Genomic DNA, 15,440 nt, shown 5'->3' with positions numbered 1-15,440 from the left:
ATGGGAACGTTCCCATTGATTGAATAATTAACATATTTATAATAGGAAATAATTTATGCTTTCTCCCATTGATGAAAAAAGAGGCTATTTTATGGCAAAAATTGATCCAAGTGCAGTAGATAAAATTATTGAATATGTTGGTGGTCGTGACAACATTACAGCAGTAAACCTGTTTTGATTTACTGTTTTTCGGATTAGTATATTCCACAAGACAAATTGAGATTTGAGAAATCATTGGTTGTTATCAAATTCAATGCTGAAGTTCTAACTTCCTATTCAGACACAGAATAATCTGTTATACCAAATCTATTGCCAAACGGGTCTTCAAATTCAGCAGCATATCCTGTTCGTATTTTAAAAGGTTCAGACAGAAATTCAACTCCATTTTCTTTTAATTTTTGATACTCAGATTTCACATCATCTACTTCAAACCATATCGTTTGTTTCATGTCTTTGAATTTTTTTGTGTCCTTTAATATTATTGCTGCCTCTTCGCCATCAACATTGAATGCTATCATTCCCATATCTGAAAAGTCAAACTTTACTTTTAATCCTAAGTTATTTTCATAATATTTCTTTGCCATTTCAATGTCATCAACGGGAACAAAAAAGTTATCATATTTTTTCATTTTAAACTCCTTTTTATCATTTTAAATAAGATTCATTTACACTTTCAACCAGAAAATCTACTCAATAAATTTACTTGCCAGTTTATATACTTGTTTCATTTCTTTGCTGTCCAAAGACCAGCTATAGAGTTCGTTTTTTATTAACTCTGGAAATTTCTTGCTGATATCTCTTAAAGCATTACCGACAGATTTTCTAACATATTCACTCGTATCCTCTTTTAAGTCAGCAATTCTTTCAATAGCTTCATTCGGATTTTCCTTGAAATACGGTCTGCTTGTCCATATTCTAAGTCCTTCCGTAACAGCTCTCCTTGTATTAGGGTGGTTACTTTTCAACCATTCATCAATAATTGGCAGAGCTTTTTCGTATCCTATTTTTTTGCAAAATTCGTCAAATGCTTTTGCTAATACTTCTTGAACTCTCCAATTATCATCTTTAGAAACTTCATCTCTCATAAATGTCAAAATTTCTTCATCTGCTGATAAATATCCAAAGAGAAACACACCGTACATTCTAACTTGATAAACATTGGATTTATAAGCTAAAAATGCCAATTTTTTACTTTGCTCATTATCATTAGATTTATAATCAGCAAAGGCTCTTTTCTCTTGCTCTTTAAATCCATTTTCTATCAAAGAAAATTCTTTTTCCAAACTCATAATATACTCTTTCAAATAGCCTCGCCACCTCACAAAAATCAACTTTGTTTATCTATATTGATTAATATTATAGCATTTTTTAGGGATTTTTTCTACTGCCAGATTTCCTACTCACTCGCTACTATTCCCCATTAGAATGCATTACTTTGAACAACTTATCTTGAAATGTTTCTTTGCTCTTTTTATCAAAATATATTTCTGTTACAAAGGTCTTTCCATTTATCTTCTTTGTGAGAATACCATCAGGCTTTTGGGGTGTCACTCGTTCTTCGTTGGTCTGTGGTTTTTGTTTTTCGGTCATTTAATCCTCCTTTTACTTGCACAAAAAAAGATTTCCCATGCTTAGGAAACCTCTTTTCATATTGCTTGATATTTCGTTTTGGTTTTTGATGTTAGGTTGTTGCTTGTCGTTTCTTTTTTGCTCGGTATTCTCTTGCTTTTTCTTTTTCATACTCTCGGCATTTTTCAATATTTTTGGCTCGGTATTCTTTGTAATATTCCCTACGATATGCTCGTGCTTTTTCTTTCTTAGCTTCTTCGATTTCTTCCCTCATCTGTATCATTTCTTGTTCTGTAGGTTCTATCTGTTTTGTGAGTTCATTTTCAAATTTTCCGATATAGTTGAAATAGACTTCGATTCGCTGAACGGCATATTTTGCTCTTTTGACATCGGCTCGATATTTCCCAGTGCGTTATCTTCATAGAGCTTATTCATTACTCTTTCTATCTGTTCCAGTCTATCTGTGATTTGTGGGATACGCTTTTTCTGTTTCCCTACTTCTTCGGTCTGTTCTTTGGCAATACTGTTTTTTACCAGTGCTTCAAACTCTGATTTGTTTGTGAATGAAAACTTGCCTATCTTTCGTAAAACCTCTTTGAGCATTTCCATGACATCATCAACATCAATACGGTGGGGAGAATGGCATTTGGGGTGTTTGGCTTTGCCTTTGGCATATTCACTGCAATAGGTTACATGCTGTATTTTATCGTTCTTGTGTATGGTGCGAATGTGCATTTTCGTACCGCAGTCTTTACAGTACATCAATCCCGATAATGGGTGAATTTCACCATCTCCGTTCGGTCTTTTGACAGGTGCGTTTTTCAATATCCGCTGTACATTTTCATAGGTGGCTCGGTCGATGATTGGCTCATGTACATCGGGGGTGATTTGCCACTTATCTTTATCGACATAGTGGTTTCGCTTATCTTTGTAATGCTTTTCGGTTTTGAAGTTGACTACATCGCCACAATACTCCTGCCTTTGCAGTATGCGTGTTAGGGTTGCTTTATTCCAGCTATAGCGATTTTCTTCATTGAGTGTTCTGCTTTTTGCGGTTCCTCTGTCTTGGAGTTTCATATAAAAGGTTGGGGTTAGTATTTCTTTTTCTTTCAGATAAACGGCTATCTGATTGCGGTTTTTCCCCTCCATAAAAAGCGTAAAAATGAGTTTTACCACTTCGGCAGCTTCTTTATCGACGATCCAAAAATCTTTGTTGTTCGGGTCTTTGATATAGCCGTACGGGGCTTCTGTTGCAACGGGCTTTCCGCATGCTCCTTTGGTCTTAATGCCTGTTTTGACTTTCTTGCTGATAATCATAGCTCAACTTTCCATCGTTGGTTTGTTGAAGGTGAGGACCCAAATAGCGAATATCACGACTATTATATTTGGCGTGAGAGTCCAACCAATTGGAAGTCAAAATTTGGCGGTTCAGCATGGAAATGGTCTGACAAAGCGCAAAAATATTATTTGCATTTATTTGCCCCCGAGCAGGCGGATTTAAATTGGGAAAATCCGAAATTACGTGAAGAATTATTTGATATTTGTAAATTCTGGGCTGAGAAAGGCATTGATGGCTTGCGCTTAGATGTGGTGAATTTAATTTCAAAACCTGAACAATTTGAAGATGACTACGAAGGGGATGGTCGCCGTTTTTATACAGATGGACCTAAAATTCACCAATATCTACAGTTATTAAATCAACGTGCACTCACTCCTTATGGCTTAATGACGGTTGGAGAGATGTCTTCGACAACCTTAGAAAACTGTCAAAAATATGCCAATTTAGCAGGCACAGAACTCTCGATGACTTTTAATTTTCATCATTTGAAAGTCGATTATCCAGATGGGGAAAAATGGACTTATGCTCAACCTGATTATGTACAATTGAAATCTATTTTTAATTATTGGCAGCAAGGTATGTATGGCAAAGCTTGGAATGCCTTGTTCTGGTGTAATCATGACCAACCACGTATTGTGTCACGCTTTGGCAATGAAGCACAATGGCATCAAGAGTCAGCAAAAATGCTAGCTATGTTATTACACGGCTTGCAAGGAACACCTTATATTTATCAAGGTGAAGAATTTGGTATGACAAATCCAAATTTCACTACTATTGAGCAATATCGTGATGTAGAAAGTTTAAATGCTTATGCAGAATTACAGAAAAAAGGCATTGATGAAACATTGATTATGCAAATTTTGGCACAAAAATCGCGTGATAATAGCCGAACACCAATGCAGTGGGATGACTCGGCACAGGCTGGATTTACAACAGGTGAGCCTTGGATTGAAGTGGCAAAAAACTTTTTAAAAATCAATGCAAAATCTGCTCTGGTAGACAAAAACTCAGTGTTTTATACCTACAAAAGCTTGATCGCATTACGTAAGAAATTGCCAATTTTAACAGAAGGTGATTATCAAGATTTAGCCCCTGAGCATCCTTTATTGTGGTGTTATCAACGCCAGACTTTAGATGCAAAATTACTTGTATTGGCTAATTTAAGTGAGGTAGAGCAGATATTTGAATTACCTCCCGAGTGGTGTCATAAGGAAGTGATGTGTTTGATGAATAATTATGGAGAATATAGAATTGAAACTAGCAACGTTACGTTAATGCCTTACCAAGCGGTCTATCTTTATCAATAATTAAAGAAATAAAAAAGTGAAAAATAAGCTATTTTTCACTTTTTTCTCACTGATAAAATGTGTTTTAAACGGACCGCACTTTAGGATATTAGCAGTACGATTTTTTTGTTATTTTAATTTTTCAGGTACTCTAGGAGCAATTAATCGTTTAAGTTTTGTACCCTCAAGATTAATATGGCCAAATCGAGGATGGTTGTTATTCCAGTCTTCTACCGCTTGTTTTAAGGTTTCTGCTTTGTCCGCAACAAAATTCCACCAAATCACAGTGGGATGTGGGAGCGGTTCTCCTCCTAATAACATGAGATGGCAGCCTTCTTCCCCTTCTAAAGTAAATGTCCCATGTTCATCACAAGCAGTTAATACAGCAAGTTCATCTTGTTGGTATTCTTCACCATTAACACATAACCTACCGCCAATCACTAGCGCACCATATTCCCAACCTTTTTCTACTTTTACTGTCAGCGAGGTCTTTTTAGTAAACTGTACATCTAAGCCTAATAATGGGCTAAATTGCGTTGTGGGTGCCGTATGACCAGCAAAGCTACCTGTTGTTAAAATAAAATTAATGCCCTCTTCAGACCACTCTGGCAGAGTTGGATAATGTTCAAAATTAGGCTTAATCTCTTGATTCATTGGTAATGCAATCCAAAGTTGTACCGCGTGCAAATCTTTGATGTTTTCAGGTGTTTGCTCTGTATGGCAAATACCATAATTGTTCGTTCCTGCCGTCATTAAATTGACTTGTTTAGGTCGAATTAATTGACGAAAACCTAAACTATCTTGATGCCATACCTCACCAGAGAGCATCCATGTAAACGTTTGTAGGTTTGTATGAGGATGTGAGCCGACTTGTAAACCATCTGATTCTTGTGAAAATTCAGCAGGACCAGCATGATCTAAAAAACACCATGCACCAATTGTTTTTTTGCTTGATTTGGGTAAAAGTCGAGCAACAGGGATTCCACCAACATCTTTCGTCAGTGCTGTAAACTTATCAATGCTCATGAACAATCTCCTTATTTTATGAAAGTGACAAAATTAGCGGCAAATTTAGCTAAGAATCCAGCTGTACGTTCATTTGTAACTTGTTCTTCTTCACTCAATGCAGTATGTGCTTGACTTAAATAGACTTCAGTGCTCAGTACATTACAGCCTAGTGCTTGAAGGATTTGACGTGTATGTAAACCCGAATTAATACCGCCGTATGAACCAGGAGAGGCAGTTGCAACGGCGACTTTTTTACCCACCCATACATTTTGTCCAGATGGTCTGCTGCCAATATCAAGTAAGTTTTTGAGAGCAGCAGGTACACTACGGTTATGTTCAGGTGTGACGATTAATACGGCATCTGCTGTTTTTAATTGTTCACGTACACGCTCATAAACAGGGATAGTGATGCTGTCAAGATCTTGTGTATAAAGAGGTAGATCCTGAATTTGTACAACATCACATTGTATATCTTCTGGAAATTGTTCCACGATAAAGCGTGCGATCTTATGTGTCATCGATTTTTGACTAATACTGCCTAATACTAATGCAATTTTCATAATTCCTTCCTTAAATTCAACGGTTAAACTTTTGAGTGTTCATATTTTTCAGTTCTTACATTGGATACAAGAGATATCGATAGAAAGAGTAAGCAAGTGATGAGAAACAACTAATCTAACATATCGACACAAAATCACATAGACAGATAACGTTTTGATAGCAAGCGTATTATGTTAATAGACATAGCCAGACATTTATAAGCAAGAAAAAGGTGCTTGTTTTTATACAATAATCAGCAGTTATTTTGTGAGAAAAGTGCGGTTTATTTTTAGTTTGTTTATTTAAGCTGTTTAACCTGTATGTGCATTTTTTTAGTAAAAAAGCTAGAATACGCACACTTTTCATTGAATATATTGTAGGAGAAAAAGATGGCAGCTGAAGGAGCCAGTAGCTTAGTGCAAGTCGTCGCATTATTAGGGGCGGCAGTAATTGCAGTACCTTTATTTAAGCGTTTAGGATTAGGAACTGTATTAGGTTATTTAGCCGCGGGACTTATTATTGGTCCATTTGGTTTTGGTTTATTTACGGATCCACAAGCAATTTTACATATTGCTGAATTAGGTGTTGTCATCTTTCTATTCGTCATTGGGCTTGAGATGCACCCTTCACATTTATGGCATCTACGCAAGCAAATTTTTGGTTTAGGTAGCTTACAGGTTATTTTGGCTGCGGCATTATTAACAGGGGTAGGTGTTGCATTTGGTTTTTCATTGCCCATTTCTTTTGTTAGTGCTTCAGGTTTTGTGTTGACATCAACAGCGATAGTCATGTCTGAATTAGCAGAACGTAATCAACTCTCTACTTCAAGTGGGCAAAAAATTGTTTCCGTATTATTATTTGAAGATTTACTTATCGTTCCATTACTTGCAATTGTTTCTTTTCTTTCTCCTATTCATACTGAAAGTGATAAGCCTTTATGGCAAAGCATCGGTATTTCTTTACTTTCAATTGTGATTTTAGTTGTCATTGGGCGTTGGTTATTAAACCCACTATTCAAAGTTTTAGCACGTTATAAAGCGAGAGAAGTAATGACAGCTGCAGCTCTATTAGTTGTATTAGGTTCAGCGTTATTAATGGAATGGGGTGGACTTTCAATGGCAATGGGCGCTTTTTTAGCTGGCGTATTGTTATCTGAATCGAGTTTCCGTCATCAATTAGAAGCAGATGTTGAGCCTTTCAGAGGTTTACTACTAGGTTTATTTTTTCTAGGCGTAGGTATGGCGTTAGATTTGGCAGTTGTCGCAGACAATTTGCTGCTGATCTTATCAGGTGTAATTATTTTAATGATCGTGAAATTTGCCACAATTTATGGTGTGGCACGTATTGCAAAAAGCGATCATCAAGAGGCGATTGATCGTGCTTTTTTAATGGCACAAGGTGGTGAATTTGCCTTTGTACTTTACTCTGCAGCAACTTCGCAGGGTGTATTAAGTGAAGTGGATAATGCGAATATGACAACAATTGTTGTACTTTCGATGGCAATTACACCATTATTACTAATTTTACAGCAAAAATTTTTACAACCTAAAGTAAAAACATTGCGTGAAGCTGACAATGTTGATGAGAAGCATTCTGTATTATTAGTTGGAATGGGGCGTTTTGGGCAAGTTATTAACCGTATTTTGCAGTTTAGTGGTTATAAAGTAACAATTATTGACATAGATGAAACAACTATTTCGGGTATTAATAAATATGGAATTAAAGCTTATTTTGGCGATGCAAGTCGTCCAGAACTCTTGTTAAAGGCGGGGATTGAAGACGCTAAAGTATTAGTGGTTGCAATTGATAATCCAGAACAAACATTGCGAATTGTAGAATTTGCCAAAGAAGTTAATCCGAATATTAAACTTGTTGTTCGCTCTTATGATCGAGTACATACTTTTAAGCTATATGGTAAAGGTGTAGATGATATCATCCGTGAAACCTTTGATTCTGCAGTTCGTTCAGGTAAACGCACATTAGAATATTTAGGTATGCCAAAAGAAACGGCTGAGAAAGTGGGTGAGCTTTATTTTAGAATGGATCGTAATGGTATGGGGAAAATGGCGAGTTTATATGATCCAGAATTATCACTCTTTGCGAATGAGGCTATGCTAGAAGAAGGGAAGTTACAAGACCAGAAAATTGCAGAAATGATACAAATATTACTCGAAGAAGAAAAAAATAAAGTGAGCAACGAGACTCTCAATTAGTAAATCAATTTTGTCTGAATAAATAAAATTGCCTATTGAATAAATAGGTAATTTTTTTGTTATAAATCATAACTTTTGTTCTAAATCAATAAACCCTATCATACACCTCTAAAGAGGTATCTGTTTCTAAGTACAATCACTACGCCAAGTACATTGCTTATGATAGAATGCGAACCATTAATAGGTGGAATTGATTAATTATGCAAAAAACATATCAATTAAAGACAGAAAAGCTAGCTTGTCAGCGAGGTGACAAAATATTATTTACAGCATTAAGTTTAACTGTGAATAGTGGCGATTTTGTACAGATTGAAGGGCATAATGGTATTGGTAAAACGAGCTTATTACGTATTTTAGTTGGGCTGGCGCAACAACTTGAAGGACATGTTTTTTGGAATAATGAGCTGATTCAAAAACAGCGTGAAGAGTATCAATATAATTTACTCTATTTAGGTCATCATTCAGGAATTAAACCAGAACTCACCGCTTGGGAAAATTTGAAATTCTACCAGCATATTAGTGCTTGTGAACAAGGTGAAGAAATATTCTGGCAAGTGCTAGAAACTGTTGGATTATTGGGGCGTGAAGATATTCCAGCTGCCCAGCTTTCGGCTGGTCAACAACGACGCATTGCATTAGCGCGATTATGGTTGTCTAAAGCGCCGCTGTGGATTTTAGATGAGCCTTTTACCGCAATTGATAAAAAAGGTGTACAAGTGCTAACAGCGCTTTTTGAACAGCATGTTCAACAAGGGGGGATTGTGATTTTCACCAGTCATCAAGATGTACAAAGTCGTTTATTAACTAAAGTGCAGTTAGAAAACTATAAATTTATGGATTAAACTTTTTGTGAAGCAGATAGTTCATTAAATAAACAAATTAGAGCAGAATAATTAAGTAACTATATGATATTCATTCAAATCATCAAACGAGAACTCCATATTGCAATGCGCAAACAAGCGGAAATTTTAAATCCACTGTGGTTCTTTTTGATTGTGATTACGCTGTTTCCTTTGGTGATAGGACCTGATCCTAAATTATTGTCGCGTATTGCACCTGGAATTGCATGGGTTGCTGCACTATTGTCTGCATTACTCTCCTTTGAGCGTTTATTCCGAGATGATTTTGTGGATGGCTCTTTGGAACAATTAATGCTGACAGCGCAGCCGCTTGCATTAACAGCTCTAGCCAAAGTCATTGCGCACTGGCTATTAACTGGACTACCTTTAATTTTATTATCACCGATTGCAGCATTGCTTCTTTCATTAGAGATTCACATTTGGTGGGCATTAGTATTAACCTTGTTAATTGGTACACCTGTTTTAAGTTGCTTAGGGGCGATTGGAGTCGCTTTAACAGTTGGATTACGTAAAGGCGGTGTGTTATTAAGTTTATTAGTTATACCTTTATTTATCCCTGTGTTAATTTTTTCGGCTTCGACTCTTGAAGCCGCGAGTTTGAGTATGCCATATCATGGACAACTCGCCATTTTAGGTGCAATTTTAGCTGGCGCGATAACTTTATCACCTTTTGCTATTGCCGCTGCATTGCGAATTAGTTTAGATCAATAAAAGGATTGCTTTATGTGGAAGTGGTTACACCCTTATGCGAAATCAGAAACGCAATATTACTTGTGTGGTAAATTTTTGCCAGTTACTGCCATTTTAACCGCACTTTTACTCATTACAGGTATCGTTTGGGGTCTCGCTTTTGCACCAGCAGATTATCAGCAAGGGAATAGTTTTCGTATTATGTATGTTCATGTACCGACTGCAATTTGGTCCATGGGGGTATATGGCTCAATGGCGATTGCCGCATTCATTGCATTAGTCTGGCAAATTAAGCAAGCGCACTTAGCAATGATCGCAATGGCACCTATTGGTGCATTATTTACGTTCTTGGCTTTAGTGACGGGGGCTGTTTGGGGTAAACCTATGTGGGGAACTTGGTGGGTTTGGGATGCTCGATTGACTTCTGAATTGATTCTATTCTTCTTATATTTAGGTGTGATGGCGTTGTATTCCGCATTTCAAGATCGTGCTGTTGGTGCGAAAGCGGCAGGGATTTTATGCTTAGTTGGTGTAATTAATTTACCGATTATCCATTTCTCAGTTGAGTGGTGGAATACGTTACACCAAGGAGCCAGTATTACGAAATTTGAGAAGCCATCCATTGCAACGCCTATGCTAATTCCATTAGTTTTATGTATTTTTGGTTTTATGATGCTTTATATTTGGTTAACATTAATTCGTTATCGTACAGCTTTAGTGAAGGAAGAAAGTAAACGTCCTTGGGTACAAGCACTAGCGAATAATCTGAAGTAACGGTTGGGGGAAAAGATGTTTTTTGAAACTTGGCATGATTTTTTCAATATGGGTGGTTATGGCTTTTATGTCTGGCTTGCTTATGGGATTAGTTTTGTTTCAGTGGTACTTTTGATTGTACAAAGCATAAAAGAACGGAAGTCTATTTTAAAAGATGTCATTCGTGAGCAACAACGTCAAGCCCGTTTGCAAAAAGATGATTCAAGAGGTGTACTATGAATCCAAGACGTAAATCAAGAATGGCTATTATTCTTTTTGTTTTAATTGGTGTGTCTGTTGCTTCAGGTTTAATTTTATATGCATTGCGACAAAATATTGATTTATTCTACACACCAACTGAAATTGTGTATGGGAAAGAAGAAGACAGTAATAAAAAACCACAAGTCGGTCAACGTTTACGTGTCGGTGGTATGGTTGTGACAGGTAGTGTTGAGCGTGATCCAACAAGTTTAAAAGTTAAATTTGATCTTAATGATATAGGTCCTTCCATTACAGTGGAATATGAAGGGATTTTGCCTGATTTATTCCGTGAAGGGCAGGGCATTGTAGCTCAAGGGGTGTTGAAAGCACCAACTATTTTAGTTGCAACGGAAGTTTTGGCAAAACATGATGAAAATTATGTTCCACCTGAATTAGATGCACAAATGCAAAAAGTGCACAAACCAATGGGCATTTCTGATCTTAAAGGCGAAAGTGAGCGGGATCGCCAAGAAAAAGCATATGAATATAAAACTGGACAAGAAGGTCAAAAATGATCGCTGAATTAGGAAATTATGCTTTAGCTTTAAGTTTTGCCATTGCTGTATTGGTGGCAATTTTTCCTTTATGGGGCGCTGAAAAAGGCAATGCTCAATTAATGTCATTAGCTCGCCCTATGACTTATGGTTTATTCATTAGCTTGACAGTCGCTTTCATTGCACTGTCTTATTTATTCGCAGTAAATGATTTTTCTGTTCAATATGTAGTAAATAATTCGAATACAAATTTACCTTTACATTACCGTTTATCCGCAGTTTGGGGATCGCATGAGGGATCGCTTTTATTATGGATTTGGTTGCTGACATTATGGGGGGCGGCAGTTGCTTTATTTAGTAAGCAATTACCTCAAGAAGCGGTTGCTCGTGTGTTAGGTATTATGGGGATTATCAGTATTGGGTTCCTTATTTTTGTATTATTTACGTCTAATCCATTTAATCGTACATTTCCTGATTTTCCTGTTGATGGCAAAGAGTTAAATCCATTATTACAAGATGTTGGATTGATTTTCCATCCACCATTACTTTATATGGGATATGTAGGTTTCTCTGTGGCATTTGCTTTTGCTATTGCCTCTTTAATGACAGGCAAACTAGATACCGCTTGGGCAAGGTGGTCTCGCCCTTGGACGATGGCAGCTTGGGTCTTTTTAACTTTAGGTATCGTATTAGGCTCTTGGTGGGCATATTATGAACTTGGCTGGGGCGGCTGGTGGTTTTGGGATCCTGTTGAAAATGCTTCTTTCATGCCTTGGATTGCGGGAACAGCATTATTACATTCACTGGCTGTAACTGAGAAGCGTGGCTCTTTTAAGGCATGGACCGTATTATTAGCAATTTTAGCTTTCTCGCTATGTTTATTAGGCACATTCCTTGTGCGTTCAGGTATTTTAGTTTCAGTACATGCTTTTGCTTCCGACCCAACTCGTGGCTTGTATATTCTCGCTTATTTAATTGTCGTTATCGGCGGATCTCTTGCTCTCTATGCTTATAAAGGGAGCCAAATTCGCTCAAGGGACAATGCAGAACGTTATTCACGTGAAAGTATGTTGTTATTGAATAATATTTTATTAATGACCGCACTTTCAGTGGTGTTCTTAGGAACACTGCTTCCTTTAGTACATAAACAATTAGGATTAGGTACGATTTCTATTGGCGCCCCATTCTTTGATCAAATGTTTTTGATTATTATGATCCCATTTTCCCTATTACTTGGGATTGGACCTTTAGTAAAATGGAGACGCGATGAGTTTTCAGCGATCCGTATGCCTGTCTTGTTGAGTCTACTTATCATGTTAATAGCAGGTTTCACTTTGCCTTATTTTTTGCATGATCGTGTTACAGTAAGTGCAGTATTAGGATGTATGATGGTCGTGTTTATTGTGCTATTGAGTTTATATGAATTACATCAGCGTGCGACCCATCGTTCAACTTTCTTGATTGGTTTAACTAAGCTTTCGCGTTCTCATTGGGGAATGGTATTAGCACATTTAGGCGTGGCTATGTCTGTGTGGGGAATTGCTTTTAGCCAAAACTATAGTGTAGAACGTGATGTACGTATGAATGTGGGTGATACAGTACAAATTGCAGATTACCACTTTACTTTTCAAGGAATTACTGAGGCGAATGGACCTAACTACTTAGGGGGTAAGGCTCAAGTAGATATTAAGAAAGATGGCAAGGTTGAAGCGATCTTATTTGCGGAAAAACGGTTTTATACAGTAAGTAAAATGACAATGACAGAAGCGGCGATTGATTGGGGATTTAGTCGTGATCTGTATGTCGCGCTAGGTGAAAGTTTAGGAGATGGTTCTTGGGCATTACGTTTATATTATAAGCCGTTTATTCGTTGGATTTGGTTTGGCGGTGTATTCATGGTACTCGGTGGATTGCTATGTATGTTTGATCGTCGCTATCGTTTTTCTAAATTATTAAAAAAGGGTGAAGAATGAATAAAAAACGTTATCTTCCCTTAGCGTTGTTCTGCATCTTAGTGATTGCATTTGCAGTTCAATTGCAACGTAATGCACAAGGTGATGATCCTAAAGCTTTAGAATCTGCTTTAGTCGGTAAACCAGTACCAATAAAAGTGGCAGCTGATTTACTAGAAGAGAAGCAGCATAGCGCTGATATTTTTCAGCAAGACAAGCCAATTTTGTTAAATGTTTGGGCAACTTGGTGTCCTACTTGTTATGCAGAGCATCAATATCTGAACTATTTAGCACAACAAGGCATAACCATTATTGGTTTAGATTATAAAGATAAAACAGACAAAGCGATTAAATGGTTGAAAGATTTAGGTAATCCTTATCAAGTTGTACTTAAAGATGAGAAAGGTTCATTAGGATTGGATCTCGGTGTTTATGGCGCACCTGAAACTTTTATTATTGATGGCAAAGGTATTATTCATTATCGCCATGCTGGTGATGTGAATGAAAAAGTTTGGCATGAAAAATTGCAACCCATTTATCAAAAATTAATGGAGACAAAATAATGAGGAAATTGACCGCTCTTTTCTTGTTGTTGCTAAGTTTCTCTAGCTTTGCTGCGATAGATGCATTTAATTTTAGCTCAGCAGAGCAAGAAAAAGATTATCATGCTTTAACACAAGAATTACGTTGTCCACAATGTCAAAACAATAATATTGCAGATTCAAATGCGACTATTGCTGTTGATATGCGTCATAAAGTACTTGAATTATTACAAAAAGGACATTCCAAGCAAGAAATTGTTGATTATATGGTTGACCGTTATGGTCATTTTGTAACCTATGATCCGCCATTGACTGTTGCGACTATTGCACTATGGGTTATTCCTGCCATGTTGGTTATTTTCGGTGTAGTTATATTGTTTCGTCGTCAACCTAAAGTGACACAAAGTACAGTGACTACTGCCCCCCTTTTGAGTGATGATGAGAAACAGCGTTTACATAATTTATTAAAAGAGAAAAAATCATGAATTTTTGGTTAAGTGTAGTGGGATTAACACTAATTGTGGCATTAATTTGTTTTTATCCACTTTTTAAAGCCATAAAACCAGCTCGTAAAACAGGACAGGCAGTAAAACGTGATGAATTAAATAAAGCATTGTATTTCCAACGGTTAGCAGAAATTGAACGTGATGAGGCACAAGGGCTATTATCTAATGCAGAACAGTTAAAGATAGATCTACAACAGTCTTTGTTAGAAGATATTCCAGTTGAAGCTCAAGATGAGTCAATAGTACAGAAACGCTATGGTAAATTATGGTTTGTTTCTGGATTTCTGGCGTTAAGTATTTTAGCCACAATGACCTATTTAAGTGTTGGTTCATGGAAAGCCGAAGAAATGTTGGGAAAAACCTACCAAAAATTACCGCACTTTTATGAGCGTTTGAAAGATGAGCAGAATAACCCATTGAATGAGACTGAATTACAACAGTTTTCTACGGCACTACGCTTACATTTACAAAAAGTCCCACAAGATGCTAAGAGTTGGTGGTTGTTAGGACAGATTGCAATGAATACCAATAAAGCACAACTTGCCTTAGATAGCTATGCTAGGGCAAATAAACTTGAACCTGAAAATAATGAATATAAATTATCTTATGCTCGTATTTTAATGTTTTCAGAAGATCCAACAGATAAGTCTCAGGGGGATAATTTACTGAAAGAGGTTATTCGCCAAGATCATAGTAATCTTGAAGCTTTAGGTTTACTTGCTTTTCGTTACTTTGAAGTGGAAGATTATAAAATGGCTGCAGTGACTTGGTCTATGATGCTACGTTTACTAGCAGAAGACGATCCTAGAAGAGCATTAATTGAGCGTAGTATTCACTCAGCAAGAGCTTCACAGGAAGCACAAGAGGCTGAAAAACGTGAAAAACTTGTACCTCATCAATAAACATTTGATGGCTACTTATGATATTGAATTAACCATTTCGTATTTTAGGATAAGTAACAATTGAGAACTTCTCTCATTTTACATTTACTATGAAAGGCGTATAATTACTCACATTTTTAAAAAGGAAAACCATGAAGTCGCCATTTATCGGCTTTCATCATGTTGCAATTATTACCTCTGATTATCGTAAGTCGAAGCAGTTTTATACTGAAGTTTTAGGGGCAGAAATAATTAACGAAACTTATCGTGCTGAACGGAATAGCTATAAGTTAGATTTAAAGTTCAGTGATGGTAGCCAGATTGAGTTATTTTCTTTTCCCAATCCTCCTTTACGTTTAACAAATCCAGAAGCATCTGGTTTACGTCATTTGGCTTTCAGTGTAAAAGATATTGAGGGGACCGTGATATTTTTGCAGCAGAATGGCATTCTCTGTGAACCAATTAGGATAGATCCTATTACAAGTAAACGTTTTACTTTTTTTCGTGATCCAGATGGTTTACCTTTAGAAATATATGAAAAGTGAG

The 15,440-nt window shown here is 36.7% G+C and carries 19 protein-coding genes and 1 pseudogene; 13 read left to right on the top strand and 7 right to left on the bottom strand.

Annotation, left to right across the window (positions count from 1 at the left end; translation table 11 throughout):
* The first annotated feature begins 55 nt into the window (after positions 1-55).
* Positions 56-178 carry a hypothetical protein gene (locus K7G93_RS10465; protein WP_255313125.1) on the top strand — a complete coding sequence of 41 codons (123 nt, stop codon included), beginning with the start codon at positions 56-58 and terminating at the stop codon, positions 176-178.
* Between the two features lie 94 nt (positions 179-272).
* Here the strand turns inward: K7G93_RS10465 and K7G93_RS06255 are convergent, their stop codons facing one another.
* The 5 genes from K7G93_RS06255 to K7G93_RS06235 all read right to left on the bottom strand — a co-directional run bounded on the left by K7G93_RS06255 (position 273) and on the right by K7G93_RS06235 (position 2,880).
* Positions 273-629 (bottom strand): VOC family protein, encoded by a 357-nt coding sequence (locus K7G93_RS06255; protein ID WP_049216269.1) that lies wholly within the window; start codon positions 627-629, stop codon positions 273-275.
* 57 nt (positions 630-686) lie between these two features.
* Positions 687-1,289: a DNA alkylation repair protein gene (locus tag K7G93_RS06250; protein ID WP_226690700.1), complete on the bottom strand. Its 603-nt coding sequence runs from the start codon at positions 1,287-1,289 to the stop codon at positions 687-689.
* A gap of 121 nt (positions 1,290-1,410) precedes the next feature.
* Positions 1,411-1,590, bottom strand: a complete 180-nt coding sequence (locus K7G93_RS06245) for a transposon-encoded TnpW family protein (protein WP_049216267.1) — start codon at positions 1,588-1,590, stop codon at positions 1,411-1,413.
* Positions 1,591-1,681: 91 nt separating this feature from the next.
* Positions 1,682-1,843, bottom strand: a complete 162-nt coding sequence (locus K7G93_RS10505; protein ID WP_226690701.1) for a hypothetical protein — start codon at positions 1,841-1,843, stop codon at positions 1,682-1,684.
* A 26-nt stretch (positions 1,844-1,869) separates the two neighbouring features.
* Positions 1,870-2,880: a recombinase family protein gene (locus K7G93_RS06235; RefSeq protein WP_226690741.1), complete on the bottom strand. Its 1,011-nt coding sequence runs from the start codon at positions 2,878-2,880 to the stop codon at positions 1,870-1,872.
* Here K7G93_RS06235 and K7G93_RS06230 point away from each other — a divergent pair.
* A pseudogene (locus K7G93_RS06230) lies at positions 2,881-4,215 on the top strand (alpha,alpha-phosphotrehalase); the annotation flags it as partial.
* 108 nt (positions 4,216-4,323) lie between these two features.
* Here the strand turns inward: K7G93_RS06230 and K7G93_RS06225 are convergent.
* Positions 4,324-5,220 (bottom strand): pirin family protein, encoded by an 897-nt coding sequence (locus K7G93_RS06225; RefSeq protein WP_226690702.1) that lies wholly within the window; start codon positions 5,218-5,220, stop codon positions 4,324-4,326.
* A gap of 11 nt (positions 5,221-5,231) precedes the next feature.
* Positions 5,232-5,762, bottom strand: coding sequence for an NADPH-dependent FMN reductase (locus K7G93_RS06220; protein ID WP_226690703.1), 531 nt, complete (start codon positions 5,760-5,762; stop codon positions 5,232-5,234).
* A 369-nt stretch (positions 5,763-6,131) separates the two neighbouring features.
* Between K7G93_RS06220 and K7G93_RS06215 the strand changes: the two genes are divergently transcribed.
* The 11 genes from K7G93_RS06215 to gloA2 all read left to right on the top strand — a co-directional run bounded on the left by K7G93_RS06215 (position 6,132) and on the right by gloA2 (position 15,439).
* A complete protein-coding gene (locus K7G93_RS06215; protein ID WP_226690704.1) occupies positions 6,132-7,955 on the top strand; it encodes a monovalent cation:proton antiporter-2 (CPA2) family protein in 1,824 nt (607 codons plus the stop codon).
* Between the two features lie 200 nt (positions 7,956-8,155).
* Positions 8,156-8,797 (top strand): cytochrome c biogenesis heme-transporting ATPase CcmA, encoded by a 642-nt coding sequence (gene ccmA / locus K7G93_RS06210; protein ID WP_226690705.1) that lies wholly within the window; start codon positions 8,156-8,158, stop codon positions 8,795-8,797.
* A gap of 63 nt (positions 8,798-8,860) precedes the next feature.
* A complete protein-coding gene (gene ccmB / locus K7G93_RS06205) occupies positions 8,861-9,526 on the top strand; it encodes a heme exporter protein CcmB (protein WP_160531290.1) in 666 nt (221 codons plus the stop codon).
* A 12-nt stretch (positions 9,527-9,538) separates the two neighbouring features.
* Entirely contained in the window at positions 9,539-10,279 is a 741-nt protein-coding gene (locus K7G93_RS06200; protein ID WP_049216261.1) for a heme ABC transporter permease, read from the top strand.
* 15 nt (positions 10,280-10,294) lie between these two features.
* Entirely contained in the window at positions 10,295-10,498 is a 204-nt protein-coding gene (ccmD, locus tag K7G93_RS06195; protein WP_049216260.1) for a heme exporter protein CcmD, read from the top strand.
* Positions 10,495-11,034: a cytochrome c maturation protein CcmE gene (gene ccmE / locus K7G93_RS06190; RefSeq protein ID WP_115323050.1), complete on the top strand. Its 540-nt coding sequence runs from the start codon at positions 10,495-10,497 to the stop codon at positions 11,032-11,034. Before ccmD ends, ccmE begins: the two co-directional genes overlap by 4 nt.
* A complete protein-coding gene (locus tag K7G93_RS06185; RefSeq protein ID WP_191134509.1) occupies positions 11,031-12,986 on the top strand; it encodes a heme lyase CcmF/NrfE family subunit in 1,956 nt (651 codons plus the stop codon). The genes ccmE and K7G93_RS06185 overlap by 4 nt, the downstream gene beginning before the upstream one ends.
* Positions 12,983-13,528 (top strand): DsbE family thiol:disulfide interchange protein, encoded by a 546-nt coding sequence (locus tag K7G93_RS06180; protein ID WP_115323048.1) that lies wholly within the window; start codon positions 12,983-12,985, stop codon positions 13,526-13,528. Before K7G93_RS06185 ends, K7G93_RS06180 begins: the two co-directional genes overlap by 4 nt.
* Positions 13,528-13,992, top strand: coding sequence for a cytochrome c-type biogenesis protein (locus K7G93_RS06175; protein ID WP_228400330.1), 465 nt, complete (start codon positions 13,528-13,530; stop codon positions 13,990-13,992). Before K7G93_RS06180 ends, K7G93_RS06175 begins: the two co-directional genes overlap by 1 nt.
* Complete coding sequence (ccmI, locus tag K7G93_RS06170) at positions 13,989-14,915, top strand: c-type cytochrome biogenesis protein CcmI (RefSeq protein WP_226690706.1); 927 nt, start codon at positions 13,989-13,991, stop codon at positions 14,913-14,915. Before K7G93_RS06175 ends, ccmI begins: the two co-directional genes overlap by 4 nt.
* Positions 14,916-15,046: 131 nt before the next feature.
* A complete protein-coding gene (gloA2, locus tag K7G93_RS06165; RefSeq protein ID WP_049216254.1) occupies positions 15,047-15,439 on the top strand; it encodes an SMU1112c/YaeR family gloxylase I-like metalloprotein in 393 nt (130 codons plus the stop codon).
* Position 15,440 lies beyond the last annotated feature (1 nt).

The sequence above is a fragment of the Pasteurella canis genome (assembly GCF_020810675.1).
Taxonomy (GTDB): Bacteria; Pseudomonadota; Gammaproteobacteria; order Enterobacterales; family Pasteurellaceae; genus Pasteurella; species Pasteurella canis.
This window is presented reverse-complemented; position numbering and strand designations above follow the sequence as displayed.

Bases quoted from the DNA above. Each gene is read 5' to 3' on its own strand.
- K7G93_RS10465 (WP_255313125.1), top strand. From the start codon at position 56: ATGCTTTCTCCCATTGATGAAAAAAGAGGCTATTTTATGGCAAAAATT.
- K7G93_RS06255 (WP_049216269.1), bottom strand. From the start codon at position 629: ATGAAAAAATATGATAACTTTTTTGTTCCCGTTGATGACATTGAAATG.
- K7G93_RS06250 (WP_226690700.1), bottom strand. From the start codon at position 1,289: ATGAGTTTGGAAAAAGAATTTTCTTTGATAGAAAATGGATTTAAAGAG.
- K7G93_RS06245 (WP_049216267.1), bottom strand. From the start codon at position 1,590: ATGACCGAAAAACAAAAACCACAGACCAACGAAGAACGAGTGACACCC.
- K7G93_RS10505 (WP_226690701.1), bottom strand. From the start codon at position 1,843: ATGAGGGAAGAAATCGAAGAAGCTAAGAAAGAAAAAGCACGAGCATAT.
- K7G93_RS06225 (WP_226690702.1), bottom strand. From the start codon at position 5,220: ATGAGCATTGATAAGTTTACAGCACTGACGAAAGATGTTGGTGGAATC.
- K7G93_RS06220 (WP_226690703.1), bottom strand. From the start codon at position 5,762: ATGAAAATTGCATTAGTATTAGGCAGTATTAGTCAAAAATCGATGACA.
- K7G93_RS06215 (WP_226690704.1), top strand. From the start codon at position 6,132: ATGGCAGCTGAAGGAGCCAGTAGCTTAGTGCAAGTCGTCGCATTATTA.
- ccmA (WP_226690705.1), top strand. From the start codon at position 8,156: ATGCAAAAAACATATCAATTAAAGACAGAAAAGCTAGCTTGTCAGCGA.
- ccmB (WP_160531290.1), top strand. From the start codon at position 8,861: ATGATATTCATTCAAATCATCAAACGAGAACTCCATATTGCAATGCGC.
- K7G93_RS06200 (WP_049216261.1), top strand. From the start codon at position 9,539: ATGTGGAAGTGGTTACACCCTTATGCGAAATCAGAAACGCAATATTAC.
- ccmD (WP_049216260.1), top strand. From the start codon at position 10,295: ATGTTTTTTGAAACTTGGCATGATTTTTTCAATATGGGTGGTTATGGC.
- ccmE (WP_115323050.1), top strand. From the start codon at position 10,495: ATGAATCCAAGACGTAAATCAAGAATGGCTATTATTCTTTTTGTTTTA.
- K7G93_RS06185 (WP_191134509.1), top strand. From the start codon at position 11,031: ATGATCGCTGAATTAGGAAATTATGCTTTAGCTTTAAGTTTTGCCATT.
- K7G93_RS06180 (WP_115323048.1), top strand. From the start codon at position 12,983: ATGAATAAAAAACGTTATCTTCCCTTAGCGTTGTTCTGCATCTTAGTG.
- K7G93_RS06175 (WP_228400330.1), top strand. From the start codon at position 13,528: ATGAGGAAATTGACCGCTCTTTTCTTGTTGTTGCTAAGTTTCTCTAGC.
- ccmI (WP_226690706.1), top strand. From the start codon at position 13,989: ATGAATTTTTGGTTAAGTGTAGTGGGATTAACACTAATTGTGGCATTA.
- gloA2 (WP_049216254.1), top strand. From the start codon at position 15,047: ATGAAGTCGCCATTTATCGGCTTTCATCATGTTGCAATTATTACCTCT.